The organism is Ligilactobacillus equi DSM 15833 = JCM 10991 (assembly GCF_000615765.1).
Classification (GTDB): Bacteria; Bacillota; Bacilli; order Lactobacillales; family Lactobacillaceae; genus Ligilactobacillus; species Ligilactobacillus equi.
The window spans coordinates 20,501-43,425 of record NZ_BAMI01000011.1; the positions used below are offsets into that span (position 1 = coordinate 20,501).

At 42.7% G+C, this 22,925-nt stretch carries 21 protein-coding genes and 4 pseudogenes; 23 read left to right on the forward strand and 2 right to left on the reverse strand.

The annotated features are described in order from the left end of the window. The first annotated feature begins 6 nt into the window (after window positions 1-6). The 8 genes and pseudogenes from rbfA (at window position 7) to JCM10991_RS15655 (ending at window position 6,130) form a co-directional block, all read left to right on the forward strand. Window positions 7-365, forward strand: a pseudogene (gene rbfA, locus JCM10991_RS12585) (30S ribosome-binding factor RbfA). A gap of 54 nt (window positions 366-419) precedes the next feature. Next, window positions 420-1,088 carry a hypothetical protein gene (locus JCM10991_RS03995; protein ID WP_025020627.1) on the forward strand — a complete coding sequence of 223 codons (669 nt, stop codon included), beginning with the start codon at window positions 420-422 and terminating at the stop codon, window positions 1,086-1,088. Between the two features lie 9 nt (window positions 1,089-1,097). Further along, window positions 1,098-1,998 (forward strand): annotated as a pseudogene (truB, locus tag JCM10991_RS12590) (tRNA pseudouridine(55) synthase TruB). A gap of 16 nt (window positions 1,999-2,014) precedes the next feature. After that, a complete protein-coding gene (gene ribF, locus JCM10991_RS04005; RefSeq protein ID WP_025020628.1) occupies window positions 2,015-2,968 on the forward strand; it encodes a riboflavin biosynthesis protein RibF in 954 nt (317 codons plus the stop codon). A gap of 98 nt (window positions 2,969-3,066) precedes the next feature. Further along, entirely contained in the window at window positions 3,067-3,945 is an 879-nt protein-coding gene (gene rsgA / locus JCM10991_RS04010) for a ribosome small subunit-dependent GTPase A (protein ID WP_025020629.1), read from the forward strand. Between the two features lie 15 nt (window positions 3,946-3,960). After that, window positions 3,961-4,620: a ribulose-phosphate 3-epimerase gene (rpe, locus tag JCM10991_RS04015; protein WP_023860415.1), complete on the forward strand. Its 660-nt coding sequence runs from the start codon at window positions 3,961-3,963 to the stop codon at window positions 4,618-4,620. Then, window positions 4,607-5,269, forward strand: a complete 663-nt coding sequence (locus JCM10991_RS04020) for a thiamine diphosphokinase (RefSeq protein ID WP_025020630.1) — start codon at window positions 4,607-4,609, stop codon at window positions 5,267-5,269. The genes rpe and JCM10991_RS04020 overlap by 14 nt, the downstream gene beginning before the upstream one ends. Before the next feature lie 240 nt (window positions 5,270-5,509). Then, window positions 5,510-6,130: a C40 family peptidase gene (locus JCM10991_RS15655; RefSeq protein ID WP_025020631.1), complete on the forward strand. Its 621-nt coding sequence runs from the start codon at window positions 5,510-5,512 to the stop codon at window positions 6,128-6,130. A gap of 57 nt (window positions 6,131-6,187) precedes the next feature. Here JCM10991_RS15655 and JCM10991_RS04030 read toward each other — a convergent pair whose 3' ends face one another. Continuing rightward, on the reverse strand, window positions 6,188-6,754 hold the full coding sequence (locus JCM10991_RS04030) for a M15 family metallopeptidase (protein ID WP_025020632.1): 567 nt from the start codon (window positions 6,752-6,754) through the stop codon (window positions 6,188-6,190). Window positions 6,755-6,826: 72 nt separating this feature from the next. After that, on the reverse strand, window positions 6,827-7,012 hold the full coding sequence (gene rpmB / locus JCM10991_RS04035) for a 50S ribosomal protein L28 (protein WP_010580492.1): 186 nt from the start codon (window positions 7,010-7,012) through the stop codon (window positions 6,827-6,829). Window positions 7,013-7,312: 300 nt separating this feature from the next. On the opposite strand from rpmB, the gene JCM10991_RS04040 reads away from it, so the two are divergent. The 15 genes and pseudogenes from JCM10991_RS04040 to rplS all read left to right on the forward strand — a co-directional run bounded on the left by JCM10991_RS04040 (window position 7,313) and on the right by rplS (window position 22,852). After that, complete coding sequence (locus JCM10991_RS04040; RefSeq protein WP_023860419.1) at window positions 7,313-7,675, forward strand: Asp23/Gls24 family envelope stress response protein; 363 nt, start codon at window positions 7,313-7,315, stop codon at window positions 7,673-7,675. Window positions 7,676-7,697: 22 nt separating this feature from the next. Then, complete coding sequence (locus tag JCM10991_RS04045; RefSeq protein WP_025020633.1) at window positions 7,698-9,389, forward strand: DAK2 domain-containing protein; 1,692 nt, start codon at window positions 7,698-7,700, stop codon at window positions 9,387-9,389. A gap of 48 nt (window positions 9,390-9,437) precedes the next feature. Then, window positions 9,438-11,477, forward strand: coding sequence for an ATP-dependent DNA helicase RecG (recG, locus tag JCM10991_RS04050; RefSeq protein WP_025020634.1), 2,040 nt, complete (start codon window positions 9,438-9,440; stop codon window positions 11,475-11,477). A gap of 22 nt (window positions 11,478-11,499) precedes the next feature. Then, on the forward strand, window positions 11,500-12,531 hold the full coding sequence (plsX, locus tag JCM10991_RS04055; protein ID WP_023860422.1) for a phosphate acyltransferase PlsX: 1,032 nt from the start codon (window positions 11,500-11,502) through the stop codon (window positions 12,529-12,531). Window positions 12,532-12,599: 68 nt separating this feature from the next. Further along, window positions 12,600-12,842, forward strand: a complete 243-nt coding sequence (gene acpP, locus JCM10991_RS04060; protein ID WP_023860423.1) for an acyl carrier protein — start codon at window positions 12,600-12,602, stop codon at window positions 12,840-12,842. 109 nt (window positions 12,843-12,951) lie between these two features. Then, a complete protein-coding gene (rnc, locus tag JCM10991_RS04065) occupies window positions 12,952-13,641 on the forward strand; it encodes a ribonuclease III (RefSeq protein WP_025020635.1) in 690 nt (229 codons plus the stop codon). 21 nt (window positions 13,642-13,662) lie between these two features. Then, a complete protein-coding gene (gene smc, locus JCM10991_RS04070) occupies window positions 13,663-17,217 on the forward strand; it encodes a chromosome segregation protein SMC (protein WP_025020636.1) in 3,555 nt (1,184 codons plus the stop codon). Between the two features lie 3 nt (window positions 17,218-17,220). Continuing rightward, window positions 17,221-18,600, forward strand: a complete 1,380-nt coding sequence (gene ftsY / locus JCM10991_RS04075; protein WP_025020637.1) for a signal recognition particle-docking protein FtsY — start codon at window positions 17,221-17,223, stop codon at window positions 18,598-18,600. 9 nt (window positions 18,601-18,609) lie between these two features. Next, window positions 18,610-18,947 (forward strand): annotated as a pseudogene (locus tag JCM10991_RS12595) (putative DNA-binding protein). An 18-nt stretch (window positions 18,948-18,965) separates the two neighbouring features. Continuing rightward, a complete protein-coding gene (ffh, locus tag JCM10991_RS04085) occupies window positions 18,966-20,396 on the forward strand; it encodes a signal recognition particle protein (protein ID WP_025020638.1) in 1,431 nt (476 codons plus the stop codon). Between the two features lie 141 nt (window positions 20,397-20,537). After that, the gene (gene rpsP / locus JCM10991_RS04090) at window positions 20,538-20,810 is read left to right on the forward strand and encodes a 30S ribosomal protein S16 (protein WP_023860429.1); all 273 of its coding nucleotides are present in this window, start codon (window positions 20,538-20,540) and stop codon (window positions 20,808-20,810) included. A gap of 20 nt (window positions 20,811-20,830) precedes the next feature. Then, complete coding sequence (locus tag JCM10991_RS04095) at window positions 20,831-21,076, forward strand: KH domain-containing protein (protein ID WP_023860430.1); 246 nt, start codon at window positions 20,831-20,833, stop codon at window positions 21,074-21,076. Between the two features lie 55 nt (window positions 21,077-21,131). Further along, a pseudogene (rimM, locus tag JCM10991_RS12600) lies at window positions 21,132-21,643 on the forward strand (ribosome maturation factor RimM). A gap of 1 nt (window position 21,644) precedes the next feature. After that, window positions 21,645-22,382 carry a tRNA (guanosine(37)-N1)-methyltransferase TrmD gene (gene trmD / locus JCM10991_RS04105; protein WP_025020639.1) on the forward strand — a complete coding sequence of 246 codons (738 nt, stop codon included), beginning with the start codon at window positions 21,645-21,647 and terminating at the stop codon, window positions 22,380-22,382. A 116-nt stretch (window positions 22,383-22,498) separates the two neighbouring features. Then, window positions 22,499-22,852, forward strand: a complete 354-nt coding sequence (gene rplS / locus JCM10991_RS04110) for a 50S ribosomal protein L19 (RefSeq protein ID WP_023860433.1) — start codon at window positions 22,499-22,501, stop codon at window positions 22,850-22,852. The last annotated feature ends 73 nt before the right edge of the window (window positions 22,853-22,925 follow it).

A 22,925-nucleotide genomic window follows, 5' to 3' on the forward strand; every position in this document is an offset into this window, starting at 1 on the left:
GGAAGCATGGCTCAAAATTATCGTGCTGACCGTTTATCACAAGAAATTCAACGCGAAGTAAATGATATTTTACTCAAACGGGTCCGTGACCCACGAGTGGCCGGAGTAACGATTACCGGGGTAGATGTAACTGGCGACTTACAACAAGCAAGGTTTACTACAGTATCTTATCTGACTTAGCGTCTGATCATCAAAAGACTCAAGCTGGTTTGGACAAGGCCAAGGGCTTGATTCGAGGCGAACTTGGCAAGCGTTTAAGTATTTACGTAACACCGGAATTAACTTTTGCCCAAGATGAATCTGTACGTTATGGGGATCGCATTGATGAGTTATTAAGCAAATTACATCAAGAAGACCGTTTTTAAAACTTGAAGGGGCATTTTAAAGGAATGCTCCTTTTTTATTTAATTGGAGGATTTATGACTGAAAACTTTTTTGCAAATGACCGCTTGAAATATACTTTTGATGGGCAATACGCTCATGGTTGTTTTTTTAATAGCCAGGCCCAAGACTTTGAAAAACCATTGGTACAATTACATGCCACTGAAAAAACTTTGGAACAGTTCAACCATGCCCGTAAAGTCTTGAATGAAAGAGCCTTGACTTTAGTGGATGAATTAGATGAACCTCGCTATATGACAAGTACGGCCCAACTAACCAAACTCCTACACAATACTATTATCAATGATTTGCAAGTGGTTCAGGAAGCGGCCGAATTCATTTGTGATATGGGTAATCAAGATCCTCAACATACGTTACGTTTAGTGGAATATCATTCTGAAAAAACCGGGACTTACCTGGTCTTAGTGGCCGGAGCGCCAATGCTAGAAGCGGTTTTAAATGATTTGAATTTCACGAGTGAGGTCTTTGAACCTGGTGAAAATGGTCAATACTATGCAAATAACGCGGCCTTTTTAGAGGCGATGGCTGCTTTAGCTCAAAGCTACTTTGGTTTAGATGTGGCGGGTCAATTAGTAGCCCAAACTGAAGTCTTTGCCGTGGGTGGTCCGTTCATCAACCATGTGAATGCCTTAGGGAGTGAAGATGACGATTTGAATCGAATTTGCTTCATTGCACGTGTAAAGTAGGTGATGACCATGGATGGAATTTTACCACTTTACAAGGACCGGGGGATGACCAGTCATGATGCGGTTTTCAAATGCCGTAAAATTTTTAAAACCCGTAAGGTCGGTCACTCTGGGACTCTAGACCCTAATGTAGATGGGGTTTTACCCATTTGTATTGGGAAGGCGACCAAGGTCGTTAACTACCTCATGGAATCTGGCAAGATTTATCATGGCGAAATTACCTTAGGTTTTGCAACGGAAACCGAAGATTTAGATGGGGCTGTCGTAGCCAGCCAACCTTTGAGTCAAGCATTGAGTGACCAAGAAATTCAAGCTGCCATGGAAACTTTAGTCGGAGATATTATTCAAATTCCGCCCATGTATTCTGCGGTCAAAGTTAATGGGCGTCGTCTTTATGACTATGCACGCAATGGTGAAAGTGTGGACCGGCCCAAGCGCCAAATTCATGTAGATTACTTTAAGATGCAAGGCAAGAGTACTTTTGACCCAGAGACCGGTTATCAAAAGTTCCGCTTTGAAGTGGGATGTGGTAAGGGAACCTATGTACGAACCTTGGCAGTTGATTTAGGGCAAAAGCTCGGTTTACCAGCTGTCATGTCAGACTTGACCCGCCTCAAGAGTGGAGGCTTTGTGATAGGTCAAGCGGTGAGCTTAGCCCAATTAGCGGAAATGGATGAAGCGCAATTAGAGGCAACCCTGTTTGCGCCAGAACACGCCTTTCATGACGTGCCTCAAGTTAACTTAACTGACTCGCAATGGCAAATTGTTAAAAATGGGGCTTTTTACCAGGTAATCTGGCCTCGCTAGCGCTCAGGCCTTGCTGTTTTATGAGCAAAAGTTGCGCGCCGTGTACAAATATGATAAGGTTAGAAACTGTTTTAAACCGGAACAAATGATTGATTTAACGTAAGGAAGTGGAAAAGCGCGTGCAGGTATATGAATTAAGTGGCCCGCCAGGACCAAACGAAATAATAGCAGATCAGCTAGTCTTAGCTTTAGGATTTTTTGATGGGGTTCATCGTGGTCATCAGCGTGTCATCGCCAAGGCTAAGGAAGTCGCGCACAAAATAGGCGCTCAGGTGGGGGTTTTGACTTTTGACCGCTTACCACGCAGTGCTTTTGAAGATTTAGGGCCGATTCATTACTTGACCAATCGCCGCCAAAAGATTCAACGCTTTGAAAACTTGGGTTTGGATGTTGTTTATATCGCAGAGTTCAATGAGGCCATGCAGACCTTAACTCCGCAAGCCTTTGTGGATCAATACTTGGTGGGCTTAAAGGTTGTCGCTGTAGTGGCTGGCGAAGATTACACTTACGGTCCTAAACAGCTGGCAAATATGACCAACTTACCACAATTTGCTCACGGACGTTTTGCGATTTACCAGGTGGCGCATCTCGACGAAAATGCCAGTCGTAAGATTAGTTCGACCACGATTCGTCAAGACTTGGACCAAGGTAAGGTGGAAGATGCTAACCGACTTTTGGGCTACATTTATCGCACTTATGGTCCCGTAGTGCACGGCTTTGCTCGGGGCCGAACGCTTGGTTACCCGACACTTAATGTCCAAACTTCCATGGACCAACGTTTGCCTCAAGAAGGCGTCTATGCCGTGAAGGTTAAGATTGATGGCAAGCTCTACAATGGTATGGCTTCGGTTGGGCATAATGATACTTTCGGAGATGATTTGGCTTTGACGGTGGAAGTCAATGTCTTTGATTTTGCCCAAGATGTTTATGGACAAGAAGTAACGATTTACTGGTATAGCCAAACACGCGGGATGATTAAGTTTAACGGAATTGATGAACTCCAAAACCAACTTGATACGGATCGCCAAGAAATCAAGGCCTACTTTGCGCGCCTTGATGAAAAAATGAGTTAAATTAATAAAAACTGCTAGATTAAACTTTTTCAGTCTGGCAGTTTTTTTATGTTATAATGTAAGGGATTAAATTTAAAAAAAGGTAGGTTATGGTTAACTTGGTAAAAGGACAAATTCGCCAGTCATTAAGTGGCTACTATGATGTGATGGGAGAAGATGGGGTTGAGTACCGGACACGGGCCCGCGGGAATTTCCGCAAAAAAGGACAAACCCCGCTAGTCGGTGATCTGGTGGAACTTAAAGCAGAAAAGGTCGATCAGGGCTATTTGTTAAAGATTTACCCTCGAAAAAATCAGCTGGTGCGACCACCAGTGGCCAATATCGATACGGCCGTGGTGGTAACCGCGGTTAAGGAACCTGATTTTGCGGCTAATCTTTTAGATCGGCAGTTATTGATGCTAGAAAATCATGGTATTCGTCCTGTTATATACTTCTCCAAGTGTGATTTATTATCAGAGGATGAAGCTAGCGAATTTACAGAATTAGCAACTTATTATGACCGATATTATCACACTTACATGTCCAATCAAGACCAGGTGGTAGCTAGCTTAATGGCTAACCTCAAGGATGAGGTGGTGGTTTTTATGGGCCAAACGGGAGCCGGGAAATCAACGCTCTTAAATGCGATTGAACCAGACTTACAATTAGAAACCGGCGAAATCTCCAAGGCCCTGAGCCGGGGACGCCACACCACACGCAAAGTAACTTTGATTCCTATTCGCGAAAGTTTACTAGCCGATACACCAGGATTTTCATCCTTTGAACTGTTGGATGTAACGGTGACGGATTTACCCACTCTCTACCCAGAGTTCCGGCAGTATCAGGTGAACTGCAAGTACCGGGGGTGTTTGCATCTCAAAGAGCCTAAGTGTGCGGTTAAAGAGGCAGTTGCCGCAGGGGAAATCTTGCAAAGTCGCTATGATAACTATTGCCAATTAAATGAGTTACTTGCTAACCAAAAACCTAAATATCGTTAAGAAAAAGGTGATTTTATGAAATTAGCGCCCTCAATTTTAAGTGCCGATTTTGCGGCTTTAGCAGATGATATTAAAAAGGTTGCCAGTGCCGAATATATTCACATTGATATTATGGACGGTCATTTTGTGAATAATTTGACCTTTGGGGTTAATGTCGTTAAGGCTTTGCGTCCCCACTCGGACCAAATTTTTGATTGCCATTTGATGGTGGATAATCCTGAAAGCATGCTGGTTGACTTGCAAAAAGCTGGAGCGGATTTGGTAGGAGTTCACTATGAGGCCTGTCCGCACTTACATCGAACCTTAACCATGATTAAACAACTGGGGATGAAGGCTGAAGTCGTGATTAATCCAGCAACCCCTGTTAGTGTAATTGAGCCGGTTTTAGGGTTGGTAGATCAGGTCTTGATTATGACCGTAGATCCTGGTTTTGGGGGTCAAGCCTTCTTAGAAGAAACCTTAGCGAAGATTAATCAGTTAGCGATTTATAAGCAAGCTCATGGCTTAGATTTTGAAATTGAAGTAGATGGTGGGATTAATGACCAAACTATTAAATTAGCTAAAAAGGCTGGGGCAACCGTGGCAGTAGCGGGGTCTTATGTCTTTGGTGCTGAAAATCCGGGAGCGCGTTTACAAGCGTTGCGTGAAGGAGCGGCTCAAGTTGAAGCAGATTAATATTTTAGTCGGAGGTCCTAAAGAAAATCTCCCGCAAGATTTTATTACTCGTATCCAGGCCAATCCTAAGGCTATTTGGCTCGGGGCAGATTACGGGGCGGTGCGCTTAGCGCAACTTGGTTGTCAAATGGCGGCGGCCTTAGGAGACTTTGATTCCTCGACAGCTGAAGAAGTGGCCTTGGTCAGTCGGTTTAGCCAGACAAAGTTGCAACGTTTTAAGCCCGAAAAAGATTATACTGATACGGAATTAATTTTAAAACGGGCTTATGAACTTTATCCAGATTTGGATGAGGTGGTGATTTATGGTGCCACTGGCGGGCGTTTAGATCATCTCCTAGCTAATATTTTTATGGCAACACGACCGGGATTAGCGGACTTGATGCCTAAGGTTAGGTTAATTGATTGTCAAAATACGGTAACTTTCTATCAACCTGGGAGTTATACGATTACCAAGGAAGCTGACAAAAAGTATCTGGGTTTCTTTCTCTTAACACCGGTTAAGGCTTTGACTCTAGGGAAGGTTAAGTATCCCTTGCAAGTTGTAGATTTTGCTTATCCAGTGAGTCTGGCTAGTAATGAATTTTTAGATCAAACAGCCCATTTTGCTTTTGAAAGTGGGATGATCGCCGTGATTCAAAGTAAAGATTAAAAAATAAAGTTAAAAGGTAGCCACACACAAGTAAAGTGAGCTACCTTTTTTAATTTATTTTAAGTTTTCCTTGCGTTTTTTAAGTATTATCAACAAAGGTTAACATCATGATAAGTTTATCAAATGTATAATATTTTTGTTATGAATAGGTAATAAAGATGCAGTTTTCTTGCAATAGAACTTAGTTAAAATAAAAGGGCATTTAGAAAAATGCAAAAAAGTAACTAGGAGAGAAAAATTGTGAAGCAAATAGCCAAGAAAATTTTTGTAACTTCAACCAGTGCAGCGGCTTTATTCATTGGCGCCCAAGCTACGGCCAGTGCAAACTTAGCCCAAGCGCCTAGTCAAACATCAAGTTCAAATGTGAACTATCAAAATCCAAGTGGTAGCCAAGTAACAGCGCAAACTGCCACAGTAACAGAACAAGTGTCAAACCAAGTAACGCCGACGGTTGCAACTACGAATACTACGGTTCCTCAAGTTGCGGCCGTATCTTCTGCACCAGCAACTAGCATGGATACAGCGAGTCTTTTAGCCTATGCTCAAAATTTTATCGGAACTCCTTATCAGTGGGGCGGTAGTACGCCGGCAGGTTTTGACTGTTCCGGTTTCACTCAATATGTCTTTAGCCACTTTGGTAAAAACATCGGGCGAACAACTTATCAACAACAATACGCTGGAACCCGAATCTCAGTGGACCAGGCTCAACCAGGTGATCTTTTATTTTGGGGAGATTCACCTTATCATGTAGCGATTTACTTAGGAAATGGTCAATATATTTCTGCTCCAACTTATGGTCAAACAGTTTCTATTCAAAGTATGGCTTACTACTACCCAAGTTTCGCCGTGCGTGTCAACTAGCTACTAAAAGCGTCAAGCAAATATGCCTGGCGCTTTTTTTAGTAGTTAATTTTTTATTTAAAATTTATTAGGATCAGCTGCCAGTGGTTGGTAGTCATCCATTTGGCTGTCACGATAATCCCACCATTCATTTTCATAGCCGACAAAGCCAGCTTTCTGCATGGCTTGGTCAAGAATGAGGTAGTGTTTTTGGGCCACCGGCGTCCAAGTTTCAAAAGAGGCGCGCTTAGCTTGTTGGGAAAAATCATCGAAGGCGGTGGGCATTTCCACTTCTTGGCCGGCTAGGTCTGTTAAAGTTACATCAAAAGTTACCCCTTTTTGGTGACTCATATTCGGATTAGGAGGCAAGACAAAAGTCGGATCGGGATAAACTTCAAAAAGTTTTTCTTGCGCGCTTACCGGGCGGTAAGCATCCCAGACTTTAATGCGATAGCCTTGTGTTTGCAACAGGTGGCTGGCATGCGCTAGTTTTTCGGCGGTCCCGGTGCGTGCAATTCCCGTAGTGAAATCATAGACAACTTGCTTGGTGAAATTGTTGGGGGTGGCATAGCGCAAGTCGACGATAATTTGGTCATCAAGAGCTTGTAATTTAGTAAAGCCCGTTTGTGCAGATGTTAAAGTCATATAAAATCCTCCCTGAATGTACAAAAAAAGAGCGAAGCCAAAACTTCCCTCTATAGTTTCAATCACGTTAAATTAAACGCGTGTAACTTTACCTGATTTTAAGGCACGTGCAGAAACCCAAACACGTTTTGGCTTACCATCAACTAAGATGCGAACCTTTTGCAAGTTTGGCTTCCAGCTACGGTTAGTTTGGTTTAAGGCGTGAGAACGCTTCTTACCAAAAGTAGTCTTACGGCCAGTAATGAAATCTTTTGCCATGATTTAATGTCCTCCTTGATAAAATTAGCTCATAAAACCTAGATTAGGTTTTTACAATTACTAATTAAAATTATCATAGATGGCCAATAATTGCAAGCTAAACCTGTAAAGAAAAAATACTTGTCAGCTAAAAAGTGTGTCTGCCAGGGCTTGGAGCGGTCAGAATTCCAGAAATTATTTTTCTGAAAATGAATGAAAACGCAAGAAAAGGGCGGGCTAAAGCCGAAAAGGTTTAATTTTAAGGGCGGATATGATAAAATAGGATATTGATTATCGCCAAGAAGTTAAGGAGGCAGGATTATGGCTGTCAAAATTAATAACCAATACGGTCAAATTGATATTAACAATGATGTTATCGCTACTGTTGTTGGTGGAGCTGCCACAGAAATTTTTGGAATTGTCGGTATGGCCAGCAAGAACCAAATTCGTGATAACTTAAATGAAATTTTGAAAAGAGACAACTACGCTAAAGGAGTGGTGGTACGCCAAGCAGATGAAGGCGTAGCCATCGATGTTTACATTATTGCCAGCTACGGAACAAAGATCTCCGAAGTTTGCCATAATGTTCAAGAACGCGTGAAGTACAACTTGCAATCGATGTTAGGAGTTAAAGCCGACTCCGTTAACGTAATTGTGCAAGGCGTTAGAGTGATTGAAGATTAATTATTTCTTAGGAGGGAATATGGTGGAGATTGTAAAAATCACCGAAAAAGAATTCCGACAAATGGTGAGCGTAAGTTCCCGTAAATTAAGCCGGAACGCAGAATTTATTAACTCGTTAAATGTTTTCCCGGTACCGGATGGTGATACCGGGACCAACATGAGTTTAACCTTGGCTAGTGGGGAAAAATACGTTAACCAAGACTCAGCAACCAGCATTGAAACTTTAGCTAACTCCTTAGCCAAAGGGCTTTTGATGGGGGCGCGTGGAAACTCGGGGGTTATCTTATCCCAAATTTTCCGCGGTTTCAGTAAAGACGTTGTTGGTAAAAGTGAATTAGATGCTACTGATTTAGCTCACGCCCTATCTGCTGGGGTTAAAGCAGCTTACAAGGCCGTGATGAAGCCAACCGAAGGGACTATTTTGACAGTTTCTCGCAAGGCTGCCGAAGAAGCCTTAAAAGTCGCTAAAGAAGGTGGCTCGGTTGTCGAAGTTATGGTTGCAGCGGCTCAAGCAGCGGATGAAGCTTTACAAACTACGCCGGACTTATTACCGGTCTTAAAAGAAGTCGGAGTTGTCGACTCTGGTGGTCAAGGTTTAACTTTTGTCTATCAAGGCTTCGCCGATGCGTTGACTGGTAATGTGTCTGAAGACGACCAACATACGCCAACTATGGCTGAAATGGATGAAATGGTTAATGCTCAACACCACCAAAGTGTGCAAGGCCAGCTAAACACGGAAGATATTGTCTTTGGTTACTGTACGGAAATTATGGTACGTTTAGGCGCCGGACGTTTGGTAACTCACGATGAATTTAATTATGAAGCATTCCACAACGCTTTAGCTGAAATTGGGGATTCACTCTTGGTGATTGCCGATGATGAAATCGTCAAGGTGCACGTGCACACGGAACACCCAGGAACGGTCATGGAATTGGGGCAAAGTTATGGTTCGCTAATCAAGGTAAAAGTTGATAACATGCGCTTACAGCACGAAACTATCTTGGAACATGACAAAGAAGAAGCCAAGAAAGAGCCAAAAGTCAACAAGGAATTAACTGGTGACTATGGTGTGATTGCAGTGTCTTCTGGGGCCGGAATGGCGGAACTCTTTACGAGCTTAGGAGTAACTAAGGTCTTGAGTGGGGGCCAAACTATGAATCCCTCTACTCAGGATATTGTTGATGCTATCCAAGAAACTGGCGCTAAGAAGGTTTTGGTTTTACCAAACAATAAGAACATCTTCATGGCAGCTAACCAAGCTGCTGAAGTCAGCGAAGTTGATGTGGCTGTGGTCGAAACGCGGACCGTGCTTCAGGGGATGACAGCTATGTTAGGCTTTGATAAGGATGCTGATTTAGAAGAAAATAAGGAAACTATGACGGAAGAAATGGCCGATGTGGTTTCTGGACAAGTTACGATTGCGGTGCGTGATACTACCATTGATGGTCAAGAAATCAAAAAAGATGATTATATGGGGATTATTGACGGCAAAATTAAAGTTACGAATCCAGATCGTAAGCAAGCGGCCATTGACATGGTTAAAGCCATGTTGAACGATGATAGTGAAATTGTGACTATTATTGTCGGTGAAGATGGAACCCAAGCGGAAGCAGCTGAAATAGAAGACGCTATTTTAGCAATCGATGAAGATTTAGAAGTTGAAATCCACCAAGGGGACCAACCGGTTTACCCATACCTTGTGGCCGTTGAATAAAGTAAAAACCGTGGCCAGACCACGGTTTTTATGTTAGGAGGAAAAGTCATGACAAAAAGTCTCCAGGATTCAGTTTCTGTATTAAAAGGCGTAGGTCCTAGTAAGGTGACGGCCTTAAATAAATTGGGAATTAATACTATTGAAGAGCTCTTGACTTACTATCCTTTTCGCTATGATGATATGGCAGTCAAGGAGTTAGCTGAGGTTGCTGATGGCCAGAAGGTGACGTTAAAAGGCATCGTAGCTTCCCAGCCAACCTTTGCACGCTTTGGACGAAGTAAAAATCGGCTAAATTTTCGTTTTTTAGTAGAGCATGATATAATTTTGGTAACTTTTTTTAACCAACCTTACTTACGTGATAAGGTGGAAAATGGTCAAGAGATTATCATTTATGGCAAGTATAACGCTAAGCGTCAACAATTATCAGGCATGAAAATTTTAGGGCAAACTAGCCAAGATTTTGCGGGAATTTACCGGGCTAATAAGGATATTAAAGCTTTGACCATCAAGAAAATCGTAGAACAAGCTTTTAACCTTTATCAAGACTGTTTGGTGGATATTCTCCCCACTAGTTTGCGTCAGAAATTTCGCTTAGAAAGTCGCCGTCAGATGATTCACGATATGCACTTTCCGGCTAGCCAAAAGGCTGAACAATTAGCGCGACGATCGGCGATTTTTGAGGAATTTTTCTTATTTCAATTACGTCTCCAGTATTTGAAGAAAGTGAATAAAAAAGAAGCGGGTTTGGTTTTAAATTATGATAGCCAAAAAATCAAAGCTTTTAGCCAAACCCTGCCTTTTGAGTTGACCACGGCGCAAAAAAAGGTAGTTAATGAAATTTGTCATGACCTGCACCGGCCCCTTCATATGAATCGACTTTTGCAAGGCGATGTTGGTTCCGGGAAAACAGTCGTTGCTGCCCTGGCGCTCTATGCAACGGTGACTGCTGGCTATCAAGGGGCCATGATGGTACCCACCGAAATTTTGGCCCAGCAACATGCAGAAAAACTTCAGGCTCTTTTTGAGAAGGTGGGCGTTAATATTGCTCTTATGACCTCCTCAACTTTAAAAACCAAAAAAGCACGTCAAACTAGTCTGGCAGCTTTAGCTCAAGGTGATATTGATGTTGTGGTTGGAACTCAAGCCTTAATCCAAGATGATATTAACTTTCATAAATTAGGCTTGGTGGTGACCGATGAACAGCACCGTTTCGGGGTAAGACAACGCCAGATTTTACGGGAAAAAGGTGAGAATCCTGATGTTTTGGCCATGACGGCGACACCAATTCCACGGACTTTAGCGATTACAGCTTATGGTGAGATGGACGTTTCGATTATTGATACCTTACCAGCAGGCCGTCAACCCATTAAGACCATGTGGCTTAAGAAATCCCAACTAAATGAAGCTTTACAGTTTATTAACCAGCAACTGGCCACTCACAGCCAAGCTTATGTGGTCTCGCCTCTGATTGAAGAGTCAGAAATGATGGATTTACAAAATGCTCAGGAAACTTATGAAAAACTTCGGGAATATTATGCGGGTCGTTATCAAGTGGGACTTTTACACGGCCGAATGACTGCTGAGGAAAAAGATCAAACCATGCAAGATTTTAAGGACGGCAAGTTTGATCTTTTGGTTTCGACAACCGTGATTGAAGTTGGGGTTGACGTGCCAAATGCAACGGTGATGCTGATTTTAGATGCTGACCGTTTCGGTCTTGCTCAGCTTCACCAATTACGCGGGCGGGTTGGTCGGGGGCAAAAGGCCTCGTATTGTCTCTTGTTAGCTGACCCGAAGAGTGACTATGGTCGGGCGCGGATGGAAACTATGGTTCAAACTCAGGATGGTTTTGTCATTGCCCAAAAAGACTTGGAATTACGGGGGCCAGGGGATATTCTTGGTTCTAAACAAGCCGGAATTCCGGATTTTGCGGTTGGCGATCCCATCCAGGATTTCAAGATTCTCCAGATTGCCCAAATTGAAGCCCATGACTTATTGGAACAGTCGGATTTTACGACAAATTCCGAAAATCAAGGTCTGTGGCAATATTTGCGTGAAAGTGGTACGCTAGAAGAAAATTTTGATTAAAAGAAAGAATAGGTAATAAAAAATGAAAATTGCAATTGATGCTATGGGGGGCGACAACGCGCCTCAATCGGTCGTTGACGGGGTCTTAAAGGCCCGAGATGAATTTAAAGATGTCGAATTCCTTTTATACGGGGATCAAGACCAGTTAAAGGCTTTGGTTAGCAACACAGAGCGTATTGAAATTATCCATACGACTGAAGTCATTGATATGAATGACGAACCAGTCCGAGCCATTCGTCGTAAGAAGGACTCTTCTTTAGTTCAAGCAGCCCAAGCAGTCAAGCAAGGTCAAGCCGACGCACTTTTCTCTTGTGGAAATACCGGGGCTCTTTTAACAGCAGGGCTCTTAATTGTTGGTCGGGTCAAGGGCGTGAGCCGGCCTGGTTTACTCTCTACTTTGCCAATTTTGAAGGCTGGAATTGGGGATGGCACTTTCAATCTTTTAGACTCCGGAGCTAATGCTGACAGTAAGCCAGAACACCTTTACCAATATGCTCTTTTAGGCAAATACTATGCCGAAAACGTACGTGGCTTGAAGAATCCCCGGATTGGTCTTTTAAATAATGGGACCGAACCCCACAAGGGAAGCAAGTTAACTTTAGAAGCTCACCAATTAATCGCAGCTGACAAAAGCTTGAATTTTGTCGGAAACGTCGAATCTCGTGACCTTCTAACGGGGGCTTGTGACGTCTTAGTGGCTGATGGTTTCACCGGGAATGCCGTTTTGAAGTCGATTGAAGGCACAGCTTCGGCTACTTTACACCTTTTGAAAGATTCTATTATGGAGGCTGGTTTTGCTGGGAAATTAGGGGCGCTTATGTTAAAGGGTGTCTTTAGTGAATTGAAGGGTAAGATGGACCAATCTCAATACGGGGGAGCAGTACTTTTAGGGGCCAAGGCACCAGTTGTGAAAGCCCATGGGGATTCCGACGGTTTGACAGTTTACTACACTTTAAAGCAAATCAAGACTATGATTGATGGCCAAGTAGTACCGAAATTTACCGCTTATTTAGAAGAGCTTAAGGAAGATGGAAAAGCCATATCCAAGGACTAGACAATCGCATAAAAAAGCGCTACAATACCTTGGTACACTGGAAAGTATCCGAAAGAAGGTTATAGAAAATGACTGAACAAGAAGTTTTTGCAAAAATCGCAGAAATTATCGAAGAACGCTTCGAAGTTAGTGCTGACAAGGTGACTAACGAATTAAACTTTCAAAACGATTTAGATGCAGATTCAATTGATATTGTTGAATTTGTACTTGAATTAGAAGATGTATTTGGTGCCGAAATTTCTGATGAAGATGCGGAACAATTACACACTGTTGGCGATGCGGTAAAATTTATCGTTGCTAACCAAAAATAAAGACAATAAATTGGTTTTTTAACCGAAAAGTCGGGTCGCCTCGTGGCATACGGGGCGGCTCTTTGTTATAATTAAAGAGTATAAAATTTTAAAATGGGAGGTTTAGACCTTGATTATCGGATTAGCTAAGATGTTACGTGAAGAATTTAACATCAAGATAAAAAATTATGATTACTATGATGAAGCATTTACCCATGCTTCCTATGTTAATGAGCACCCAAAAGAAAACCTGCGTTACTACGAAAGAATTGAATTTTTAGGGGATGCGGTCATGCAATTGTGTGTGTCAGAATACCTCTTCAAACGTTACCCTAATTTACCAGAAGGGAAATTAACTCGGCTTAGAGCGGCCATGGTCTGTGAGGATAGTTTTTCTAAATTAGCCTTAGAGTGTCACTTCGATGAATACATTCGTTTGGGAAATGGGGAAGAAAAGGCCAATGCCCGCAAGCGCCCATCACTCTTATGTGATATTTTTGAAAGTTTTATCGGGGCTTTATACCAAGATTTAGGTAAAGAGGTCGTGGTGGATTTTATCAGTCGTGTGGTCTTTTCTAAGTTAGACCAAGGTTGGTTTGACCACCTCTTAGACCACAAGAGTGAATTACAAGAATTGGTTCAAAAAGATGGCGATGCCAAAATTGTTTATGAAGTGCTAGACGCCGTTGGCCCGGATAACGATCGAATTTATACCATGCAAGTCGTAGTTAATGGTCAAGCTGTTGGTCAGGGGCAAGGACACTCGAAAAAGGCTGCAGAACAAGCGGCTGCCCACCAAGCCTTAAAACAATTACGTTAAGCTGGGAAAGGCGGAAATTTAGTGAAATTAACAGCATTGACCATCACCGGTTTTAAGTCTTTTGCACAAAAGACACGGATTGAATTTCAGCCGGGAATGACCGGGATTGTGGGGCCTAATGGATCGGGGAAAAGTAACGTCGTGGAAGCTTTACGATTTGTTCTTGGGGAACACTCCGCTAAAAGTTTACGGGGTGGACGTATGGCCGACGTGATTTTTGCCGGGTCCAGCAAGCGCTCGCCTTTAAACCGGGCTGAAGTTCGTATTGAATTAGATAATAGTGATGGCTTTTTAGCCAAACAACCCGAGAGTATTGAAATTATTCGCCGTCTCTACCGGGACGGTAGCGGAGAATACCTCCTCAATAATAAAACTGTACGGATGCGCGATATTACTGAACTGTTCATGGATACGGGGATTGGGCGTGAATCATTTTCGATTATTTCCCAAGGCCGGGTGGAAGAAATTTTTAACAGTAAACCTCAGGACCGTCGAGGCTTAGTCGAAGAAGTGGCAGGGGTCTTGAAATACAAAAAAGAAAAGCAACATGCCCAAAAGCAATTGGACGAAACTTCCGATCATCTTCAACGGGTGGCTGATATCATCACCGAACTTTATCAACAAAGACAACCTTTGGAAGAACAAGCTTCAATTGCACGGGATTACTTAGATCAAAAGAAACGTTACGATCACTTTAATTTGAGTCGGTTAGTGTTAAATATCGAAAGTAATCAAGCTAAGCACCAAGATGTTTTGGTGCAAGTTGAAGCCAATCAAAAATTAGTGGCGGATTATGAAATCCAAAGTCAAAAGGCTAATAAAGCCATGCAGGACCTGCAAACTCAGCAAAGTAAGCTCGAAGAAAGTTTGGATCAAAAACAAAATCAGCTTCTCGAAGTGACCAATCAGATGGAACGCCTTTATGGTCAACAAAAGATAAGTCAACAAGACCAGGCTTACAAGCAGGAAAAATTGGCGGAATTAAGTCAACAAGAAACCAATTTGCAGGCGCAAGTCAGGGATATAACGGCGGAAATCACCCGAGTTCAAGCCACGGTGACAGATCTCGAAGCTCAGGCTAGTGATTTGCAAAGGAAATTGACGAATCTCAAAGCCCAAGCAGTGGTTTCGCCGACAGACTTACGTCGCCAAGAAGAGGTTAACCGACAAAAAACATTGCAAGTAATGCAAACTGAAGCTAACTTGGTTAGCCAGCTAGAATACCTCAAGCGCGAACAAGCCAAGCAATCAGATGATTTAGTGGCTGATCAGGCAGCCCTTAAAGAAATTGATGCGCTTTATCAAGCCGAAGCACAAAAGGAAGCTCAAGCGCAGACCAACTTAGCTGAAATTGAGGGCCAACATGCTCAAGCCAAGGCAAAAGAAAAGGCGAGCTTAGAAGCGACGCAAGTTCTCCAACGGCGTTTGGAAGAACAAGAAAAGCGCTACTATCAAGCTAATGATGTTTTAAAGCAAGCTCAAACTAGAGAAGAAACTCTTAAACGGGTGGCTTTGAGTCATCAAGGTTACTACCAGGGAGTCAAAAATATCATGCAGGCTCAAAAGAAGTTGGTCGGCATTATTGGACCTGTGGCTCAATTATTACAAGCAGACCAGACTTATAGCCTTGCTTTGGAAACAGCCTTGGGAGCCCAACTTCAAAACGTGGTGGTAACGGACACTCAAGCCGCCAAACAAGCTATTAATTACTTGCGTAAGCAAAAATTAGGGCGAGCCACGTTTTTACCATGCGATGCCTTAAAGCCTAAGCGTTTGTCAGCTCATCAACTGGAAGTCGTGGCAACGACACCTGGCATTATTGGGGTGGCTAGCGATTTAGTCCAAATTAAGATACCTAATCCTGTCGTGGCATCGTATCTTTTGGGGGCTACTGTGATTGCGGAAAACTTAGATGCTGCGACGATTTTAGCCCAAAAACTCAACCACAGCGTGAAGATTGTAACTCTTCAAGGTGATCTCTTAGCTAGTGGGGGAGCCATGACCGGAGGACAAAATAAGCAAGCTGGGATGGGGCTTTTGGAACAACGAAATCAGTTGGAAAAGCTACAAAAAGATGTGGGCTTGATGCAAGAAAAATTAGCCACAATGCAAAACATGGGGCAAAAAACGCGTCAGGAATTAGAAGTTCAACAAGCCCAAAGCAAGCAAGCCACCTTGACGGTAGTTGATTTGAGTCAAAAATTAACCCAAGCTCAACAAGAACATCAATTAGCTAGTGTACGGCTGAAATATCAAGCAGAACAAAGAGCCAAATTGCTGGCTAACAACAATTTAAGTGACGACTTTTTGAATGACTACGAAGCCAAATTGCATGACCTGGAAGCCCAATTGGCTCAAACTAAGCAAGCTAAGGCAGAACTTAGTCAAGAAGCTAACCAATTACAAGCTAATTTACAAGCAAGCAGTGTTTCTTATGAAGGTGCTTTAAAGAAGCAAGGGGAAATTGAACAAAAGTTAGCGGTCGTTAAGGAACGCTTGACTAGTCAAAGTCAACGTTTGGCTGATTTGAGTAAGCAAAAACTACAACTCGAAACCACCCTGGCCGCTAACCAGACTGAAGTGGCCAACTTAGAAAAAGTTAGTCCCGGTCCAACCGAGGGAAAATTGCAAGTACAGTTAGATGAATTGGAAGCCAAGCAAGCTGATTTACAGGCCACAATTGCTAAACTGAAAGAAGCAAGAACCGGTGGTAAAGATGAACAAGTTAAGGCGCAACTGCAAGTCAACCGTTTAGGTGACCTTCAAAGAGCGGCCTTAGATGAACAGGCTAACTTGGCGGTGCGTAAGAGTCAAATTCAAGGCCTGTTGAAAAATGACCTGGATGAATTGGCCAATAGCTATGCCATGACTTACGAAGCTGCTAGCCAAGATTCCGATTTAAATCGGGATTTAGCTTACGTTAACCAGCAAATACGGCTTTTGAAACTAGGTTTAGAAGATCTGGGTGAGGTTAACTTAGGGGCTATTAAAGAATTTGACCGGATCAATGAACGTTACGAATTCTTAACCAAGCAACAAGATGACCTCTTGAATGCCAAGGAACAATTGATTCAAAGTATGGATGAAATGGATGCCGAAGTGAAGAAGCGCTTCTTAGCGACTTTTAATGCTATCTCGGCTTCTTTTGAAAATGTCTTCCCGCAAATGTTTGGTGGCGGATATGCCAAACTGAAGTTAACCGATCCCGATGATCCTTTGACGACGGGAATTGAAATTATGGCCCAACCGCCGGGCAAGAAGTTCCAAACTTTAAGTCTCTTGTCTGGTGGGGAAAAAGCCTTAACGGCTATGGCCTTGCTCTTTGCCATTTTAAAGGTTCACCCGGTACCATTTGTTATCTTGGATGAAGCGGAAGCGGCTTTGGATGATGCCAATGTGCAACGTTATGCCCAATATCTGCAAAACTTCGATAGTAAGACCCAATTTATCGTGATTACTCACCGTAAGGGAACGATGATGAATGCTGACGTTTTATACGGGGTTACCATGCAAGAATCAGGAGTTTCGTCCGTCGTCTCTGTGGCGGTCAAAGATGATCAAGAAGAAAGGAATTAGAATATGGGACTTTTTGATAAATTAAGAAAAGCCTTCGGGGCCAAGGATCCTGAAGACAGTCAAAGTGAAAGTCAGTCAACTTCAGAAGTTGCGAGTAGTCAAGTTGATAGCCAAGCGTCCACAACCGTTGGGAGCTCTGATCAAGCAAGTTTAAGTTCCAGCGTCAATCAAAGTATGGCTCAAAGTGCCAGTATTAGTGTTAGCCTGAGTTTAGCGGCAAGTGAAAGTACTAGTGTTAGTCAAAGCCAAGCAGAATCCGAAAGCTTAAGCTTGGCAATGACCAGTCAAAGTTTGAGTGAAAGTACAAGTTTAGCAACCAGTCTAAGCGCATCAACTAGTACGAGCTTGAGTGAATCAGTTAGCCTGAGTGTTAGCGCCAGCGAAAGTGAAAGCCTCAGCGAAAGTCAAAGCTTAGCTCAAGCAGAAACTGTTAGTTCAGAAAATGAAGAAACCAAGCGTTATACCAAAGGTTTAGAAAAATCACGGACCGGCTTTGGGGCTAAGATTAACGCCCTTTTAGCCAATTTCCGGCGGGTGGATGAAGATTTCTTTGAAGAATTAGAAGAAACCTTAATCGAGGCCGATGTGGGTTTTGAAACGGCTATGCAAATTTCGGAAGAACTTCGGCAAGAAGTTAAGCTCCGCAATGCCAAGAAGAAATCTGATATTTCAGATGCCATCATTGAAAAATTGGTGGACATGTATGAAGCTGAAGGTCAAGGAGAGGACAACCAACTTCATTTTGCCACGCAAGGACCAACCGTTGTCCTCTTTGTTGGGGTTAATGGGGTAGGAAAAACCACTACGATTGGGAAATTAGCCCACCGTTACCAAAGTCAAGGTAAGAAGGTTTTATTAGCAGCGGCGGATACTTTTAGAGCCGGGGCTATTCAACAATTAGTTGAATGGGGAAAGCGCACCAATGTTGAAGTTGTGGCTAAACCAGAAAAAAGTGATCCCGCAGCTGTGGTCTTTGAAGCCGTTAAAAAAGCAAAGGCAGAAGATTACGATATTTTATTCGTCGATACAGCCGGTCGTTTGCAAAACAAGGTTAACTTGATGAAGGAATTAGAAAAAATTCAAAGAGTGATTATCCGTGAAATTCCGGAAGCGCCACATGAAGTTATTTTGGCTTTGGATGCCACAACCGGGCAAAATGCCCTCAACCAAGCCAAGGAATTTAGTCAAGTTACCAAGGTATCGGGGATTGCCTTGACTAAACTTGATGGAACCGCACGTGGAGGGATTGTTTTAGCCATTCGTAATGAATTGCATCTGCCAGTGAAGTTAGTGGGTTTAGGCGAAGGTATGGACGACTTACGGGACTTTAATCCGGAAGAATACGTCTATGGTCTTTTCCAAGGCTTGGTTACTCCTAAGTAGAGGTGGCATATGGCTTTGGAAAAAACCAATCGGATTAATGCTTTGTTTGAGTTTTATGAACCGCTTTTGACTGAAAAACAAATGAACTATATTGCCCTTTATTATCGGATGATTATTCCTTGGGTGAGATTGCTGAAAACTATGAAGTTTCTCGGCAAGCAGTTTATGATAATATTCGGCGTACGGAAAAAATTTTGGAGGAGTATGAAACTAAGCTTCAACTTTTTCAGCGTTTTCAAGCTCAAAGCAAGCAAACCGATGAACTCGAAAATTACGTGCGGGAAAATTATTCTCAAGATGGAAGACTCTTGGCAATGATTGAGCAGTTAGCTCGACTGGAAGAATAGGAAAGATGGTGTTGTAATATGGCATTTGAAGGTTTAACAGAACGTCTCCAAAATGCGATTAGCAAACTGAGAAAAAAAGGTAAAATTACAGAATCTGACGTCAAAGAAGTTATGCGCGAAATTCGCCTGGCTTTATTAGAAGCAGACGTTAACTTTAAGGTTGTTAAAGACTTTGTAAAGACTGTGCGGACACGTGCGGTGGGATCGGAAGTGCTCGAGAGTTTAACTCCGGCCCAACAAATTGTTTCCATTGTAAATGAAGAATTAATTAAGGTGATGGGGGATGAAGCGACCCCATTGAACAAGTCTCCTAAGATTCCTACCATTATCATGATGGTTGGGCTCCAAGGGGCCGGGAAAACAACTACAGCCGGTAAATTAGCCCTCAAACTCAAAAATGAAGAAAATGCACGGCCGTTAATGATTGCTGCTGATGTTTACCGACCTGCTGCCGTTGATCAATTAAAGGTAGTGGGGGAAAGTATTGACGTGCCGGTTTTTGAAATGGGGACCGACGTTGACCCTGTTGAAATTGTACGCCGAGGTTTAGCTCTAGGACGAGAAAAGAAAAACGACTATATCATCATTGATACGGCTGGGCGTCTGCAAATTGATGAGAAATTGATGGATGAGTTAAAAAACATTAAGGAATTAGCTCAACCTAACGAAATTCTCTTAACAATTGATGCCATGACGGGACAAAACGCCGTGGAAGTGGCCCAAGGTTTCAATGACCAATTAGATGTTACGGGGGTTGTCTTAACTAAGTTAGATGGGGATACCCGTGGTGGGGCGGCCCTTTCTGTCCGAACGGTAACGGGTAAGCCAATCAAGTTCATAGGGGAAGGGGAAAAGTCGACCGATTTAGATGTTTTCTACCCTGACCGAATGGCTTCAAGAATCCTAGGGATGGGGGACATGTTGACCTTGATTGAAAAGGCGCAGCGTGACTTCGATCAACAAAAGGCTGAGGAAATGGCTGAAAAAATGCGGGCTAACACCTTTGACTTCAATGATTTTATCGACCAATTAGAACAGGTTCAAAAAATGGGACCATTGGAAGATATCATGAAGATGATTCCTGGAATGGCTAACAACCCAGCCTTAAAGAATGTTAATGTTGATCCCAAAGATATTGAAAGAACTAAGGCCGTGGTCTACTCCATGACTCCTGCGGAAAGAGAAAATCCTGACCTTTTAAACCCAAGTCGCCGGCGACGGATTGCAGCGGGATCTGGGCGGCCGATTCAAGAAGTTAACCGCATGATTAAGCAATTTAAGCAAATGCAAGACATGATGCAAAAGATGTCTAAAGGTAACTTTGCCGGTATGGAAGGTCTCTTGGGTAACGGAATGACTGGTAAGTTAGCTAAGATGTCCATGAACCGTATGATGCGCAAAAACAAAAAACGTAAATTAGATAAATTAAGAAGACGGCGGAAAAAATAAAATAGTAAAAAGCCGATAAAATGGGCTTTTATTGGAGGAAAAGAAATTTTTTTGAGACTGTCAAGAATTTTTCCTTTACACCAGATTGATTTACTGGTATATTAATAAACGTTGAGAAGATAATAGGAGGTGCAAAAATTTATGGCAGTTAAAATTCGTTTAAAGCGTATGGGTTCTAAGAAAGCTCCTTTCTACCGTATCGTTGTTGCTGACTCACGTTCACCACGTGATGGTCGTTTCATCGAAACTGTTGGGACATACAACCCATTAACACAACCTGAAACAGTTACGCTTAAGGAAGAAGAAATCATGAACTGGTTGAACAACGGTGCACAACCATCAGACACAGTTCGTAACATTCTTTCAAAGAATGGCGTAATGAAGAAGTTCCACGAAGCAAAATTTTCCAAGTAATTAAAAGGTAGTTGAAACATATGACACCAGCAGATGTGACGGAGTTAATTCTAACCATCATTAGGCCATTAGTGACCGAACCCGATGTGGTACAAGTTGCTGTGGTTGAAGATGCACATTTTCTGAATTTCAATGTAACAGTTGCCCCCGCTGATATGGGGCGGGTAATTGGAAAAAATGGTCGGGTCGTTTCCTCGATTCGGACCATTGTCTACGGTGTCCATTTGAGTCAACCGGCTCGGATGCGCCTAAACATTGTGGAATAAAAAAGCCTCCAAGCCTAGCTTTGAGGCTTTTTTTCTTAGAATCAAGGAGGAAAACATGGAATTTTATCAAGTCGGAAAAATTGTTAATACACATGGTATCCGGGGTGAAGTGCGGGTGAAGTCTACGACTGACTTTAATGACCAACGTTTCGCACCAGGACAAATTCTTTACATCGTCCAGGGAAAGCAGGCACCCGTGGAAGTCAAGGTGAAGTCTCACCGTCAACACAAGGGATTGGATCTATTAGTTTTTGAAGGCTTAGAAAATATCAACTTAGTAGAACAATACAAGCAAGCTGATCTAAAGGTTTCCAAGGACCAACAAGCAGAATTGGACGAAGGTGACTACTATTACAATCAAATTATCGGTTTAGAAGTAGTTGACCAAGAAGATGGGACAGTTTACGGGACTATCAAAGAAATTTTATCACCGGGGGCAAATGACGTTTGGGTTGTAGGTCGTAGGGGGAAGATGATATCTTATTGCCGGCAATTGCCGATGTCATCAAGGAAATTAACCTGGACCAAAAACAAGTTATAGTTGAAATGATGGAAGGACTGATTTAAGATGCGGATTGATATACTAAGTCTTTTCCCTAACATGTTCCAACCCCTCAGAGAGTCGATTGTAGGTAAAGCCGAAGAAAAAGGACTCTTAGATATTGAAGTTACAGACTTCCGTGACTATACCACTCAAAAACAAAACCACGTTGATGATGCCCCTTACGGTGGGGGAGCCGGGATGTTACTTCAAGCTCAGCCCATCTTTGATGCTTTAGCCGCGACTCAAGCTAAGGCTCAAACTAAGGGGCGGGTTATCTTGCTAGATCCAGCTGGTAAGAAGTTCGATCAGAGTGTGGCCGAGGATTTAGCTAACGAAGAGCATTTAACCTTTATTTGTGGTCATTACGAAGGGTATGATGAGCGAATTAGAACGCTAGTAACCGATGAAATTTCCCTAGGTGATTTCGTTTTAACTGGTGGTGAATTAGGGGCAATGGTCATTGTTGACGCGACTGTTCGCTTGTTACCTGGGGTTTTAGGCAATGGTGAATCTGCACCAGGTGATTCTTTTTCAAGTGGTCTCTTAGAATACCCTCAATACACACGTCCGGCTGATTTTAGGGGGATGAAAGTTCCTGAGGTCTTGACTAGTGGGAACCACGCTAAAATTGCTGAATGGCGTAATAAAGAGGCTTTAAGGCGGACTTTTGAACGCCGACCTGATATGTTGAAAAATTATGAATTATCTAAGCAAGAAGCTAAGTGGCTACGGGAATTTCAAACTGAAAGCAAAGAATCCTAAAAAAAAGCTTTACTTAAGTGCTAAATCATGGTAAATTAGTCTTTGGCATATTAATGCTATAAAAACGATAATCCGCTGCACCTGGACATGATTATCAGTGAAAGGAAGAAAAATTAATGTCAGTAAACCCATTAATCGCAAAGCTTACACAAGCTCAATTACGTAACGATATTCCAGAATTCCGCGCTGGTGACACTGTTCGTGTTCACGCACGTATCGTTGAAGGATCACGTGAACGTATCCAAGTTTTCGAAGGTGTTGTTATCAAGCGTCGTGGTGAAGGTATCTCAGAAACTTACACTGTTCGTAAGATGTCAAGTGGTATCGGTGTGGAACGTACTTTCCCATTGCACACACCACGTGTAGATAAGATTGAAGTTGTACGTTACGGTAAGGTTCGTCGTGCTAAGCTTTACTACTTACGTGCATTGCACGGTAAGGCAGCTCGTATCCCAGAACGTCGCCGTTAATATAGACTCGAAAAGTCTAATCTTATATGGATTAGGCTTTTTTTGTATAGATTTTGGGCTCTCAGATTAAACA

Bases quoted from the DNA above. Each gene is read 5' to 3' on its own strand.
- JCM10991_RS03995 (WP_025020627.1), top strand. From the start codon at position 420: ATGACTGAAAACTTTTTTGCAAATGACCGCTTGAAATATACTTTTGAT.
- rpe (WP_023860415.1), top strand. From the start codon at position 3,961: ATGAAATTAGCGCCCTCAATTTTAAGTGCCGATTTTGCGGCTTTAGCA.
- JCM10991_RS04030 (WP_025020632.1), bottom strand. From the start codon at position 6,754: ATGACTTTAACATCTGCACAAACGGGCTTTACTAAATTACAAGCTCTT.
- rpmB (WP_010580492.1), bottom strand. From the start codon at position 7,012: ATGGCAAAAGATTTCATTACTGGCCGTAAGACTACTTTTGGTAAGAAG.
- JCM10991_RS04040 (WP_023860419.1), top strand. From the start codon at position 7,313: ATGGCTGTCAAAATTAATAACCAATACGGTCAAATTGATATTAACAAT.
- recG (WP_025020634.1), top strand. From the start codon at position 9,438: ATGACAAAAAGTCTCCAGGATTCAGTTTCTGTATTAAAAGGCGTAGGT.
- plsX (WP_023860422.1), top strand. From the start codon at position 11,500: ATGAAAATTGCAATTGATGCTATGGGGGGCGACAACGCGCCTCAATCG.
- acpP (WP_023860423.1), top strand. From the start codon at position 12,600: ATGACTGAACAAGAAGTTTTTGCAAAAATCGCAGAAATTATCGAAGAA.
- ftsY (WP_025020637.1), top strand. From the start codon at position 17,221: ATGGGACTTTTTGATAAATTAAGAAAAGCCTTCGGGGCCAAGGATCCT.
- ffh (WP_025020638.1), top strand. From the start codon at position 18,966: ATGGCATTTGAAGGTTTAACAGAACGTCTCCAAAATGCGATTAGCAAA.
- rpsP (WP_023860429.1), top strand. From the start codon at position 20,538: ATGGCAGTTAAAATTCGTTTAAAGCGTATGGGTTCTAAGAAAGCTCCT.
- JCM10991_RS04095 (WP_023860430.1), top strand. From the start codon at position 20,831: ATGACACCAGCAGATGTGACGGAGTTAATTCTAACCATCATTAGGCCA.
- trmD (WP_025020639.1), top strand. From the start codon at position 21,645: ATGCGGATTGATATACTAAGTCTTTTCCCTAACATGTTCCAACCCCTC.
- rplS (WP_023860433.1), top strand. From the start codon at position 22,499: ATGTCAGTAAACCCATTAATCGCAAAGCTTACACAAGCTCAATTACGT.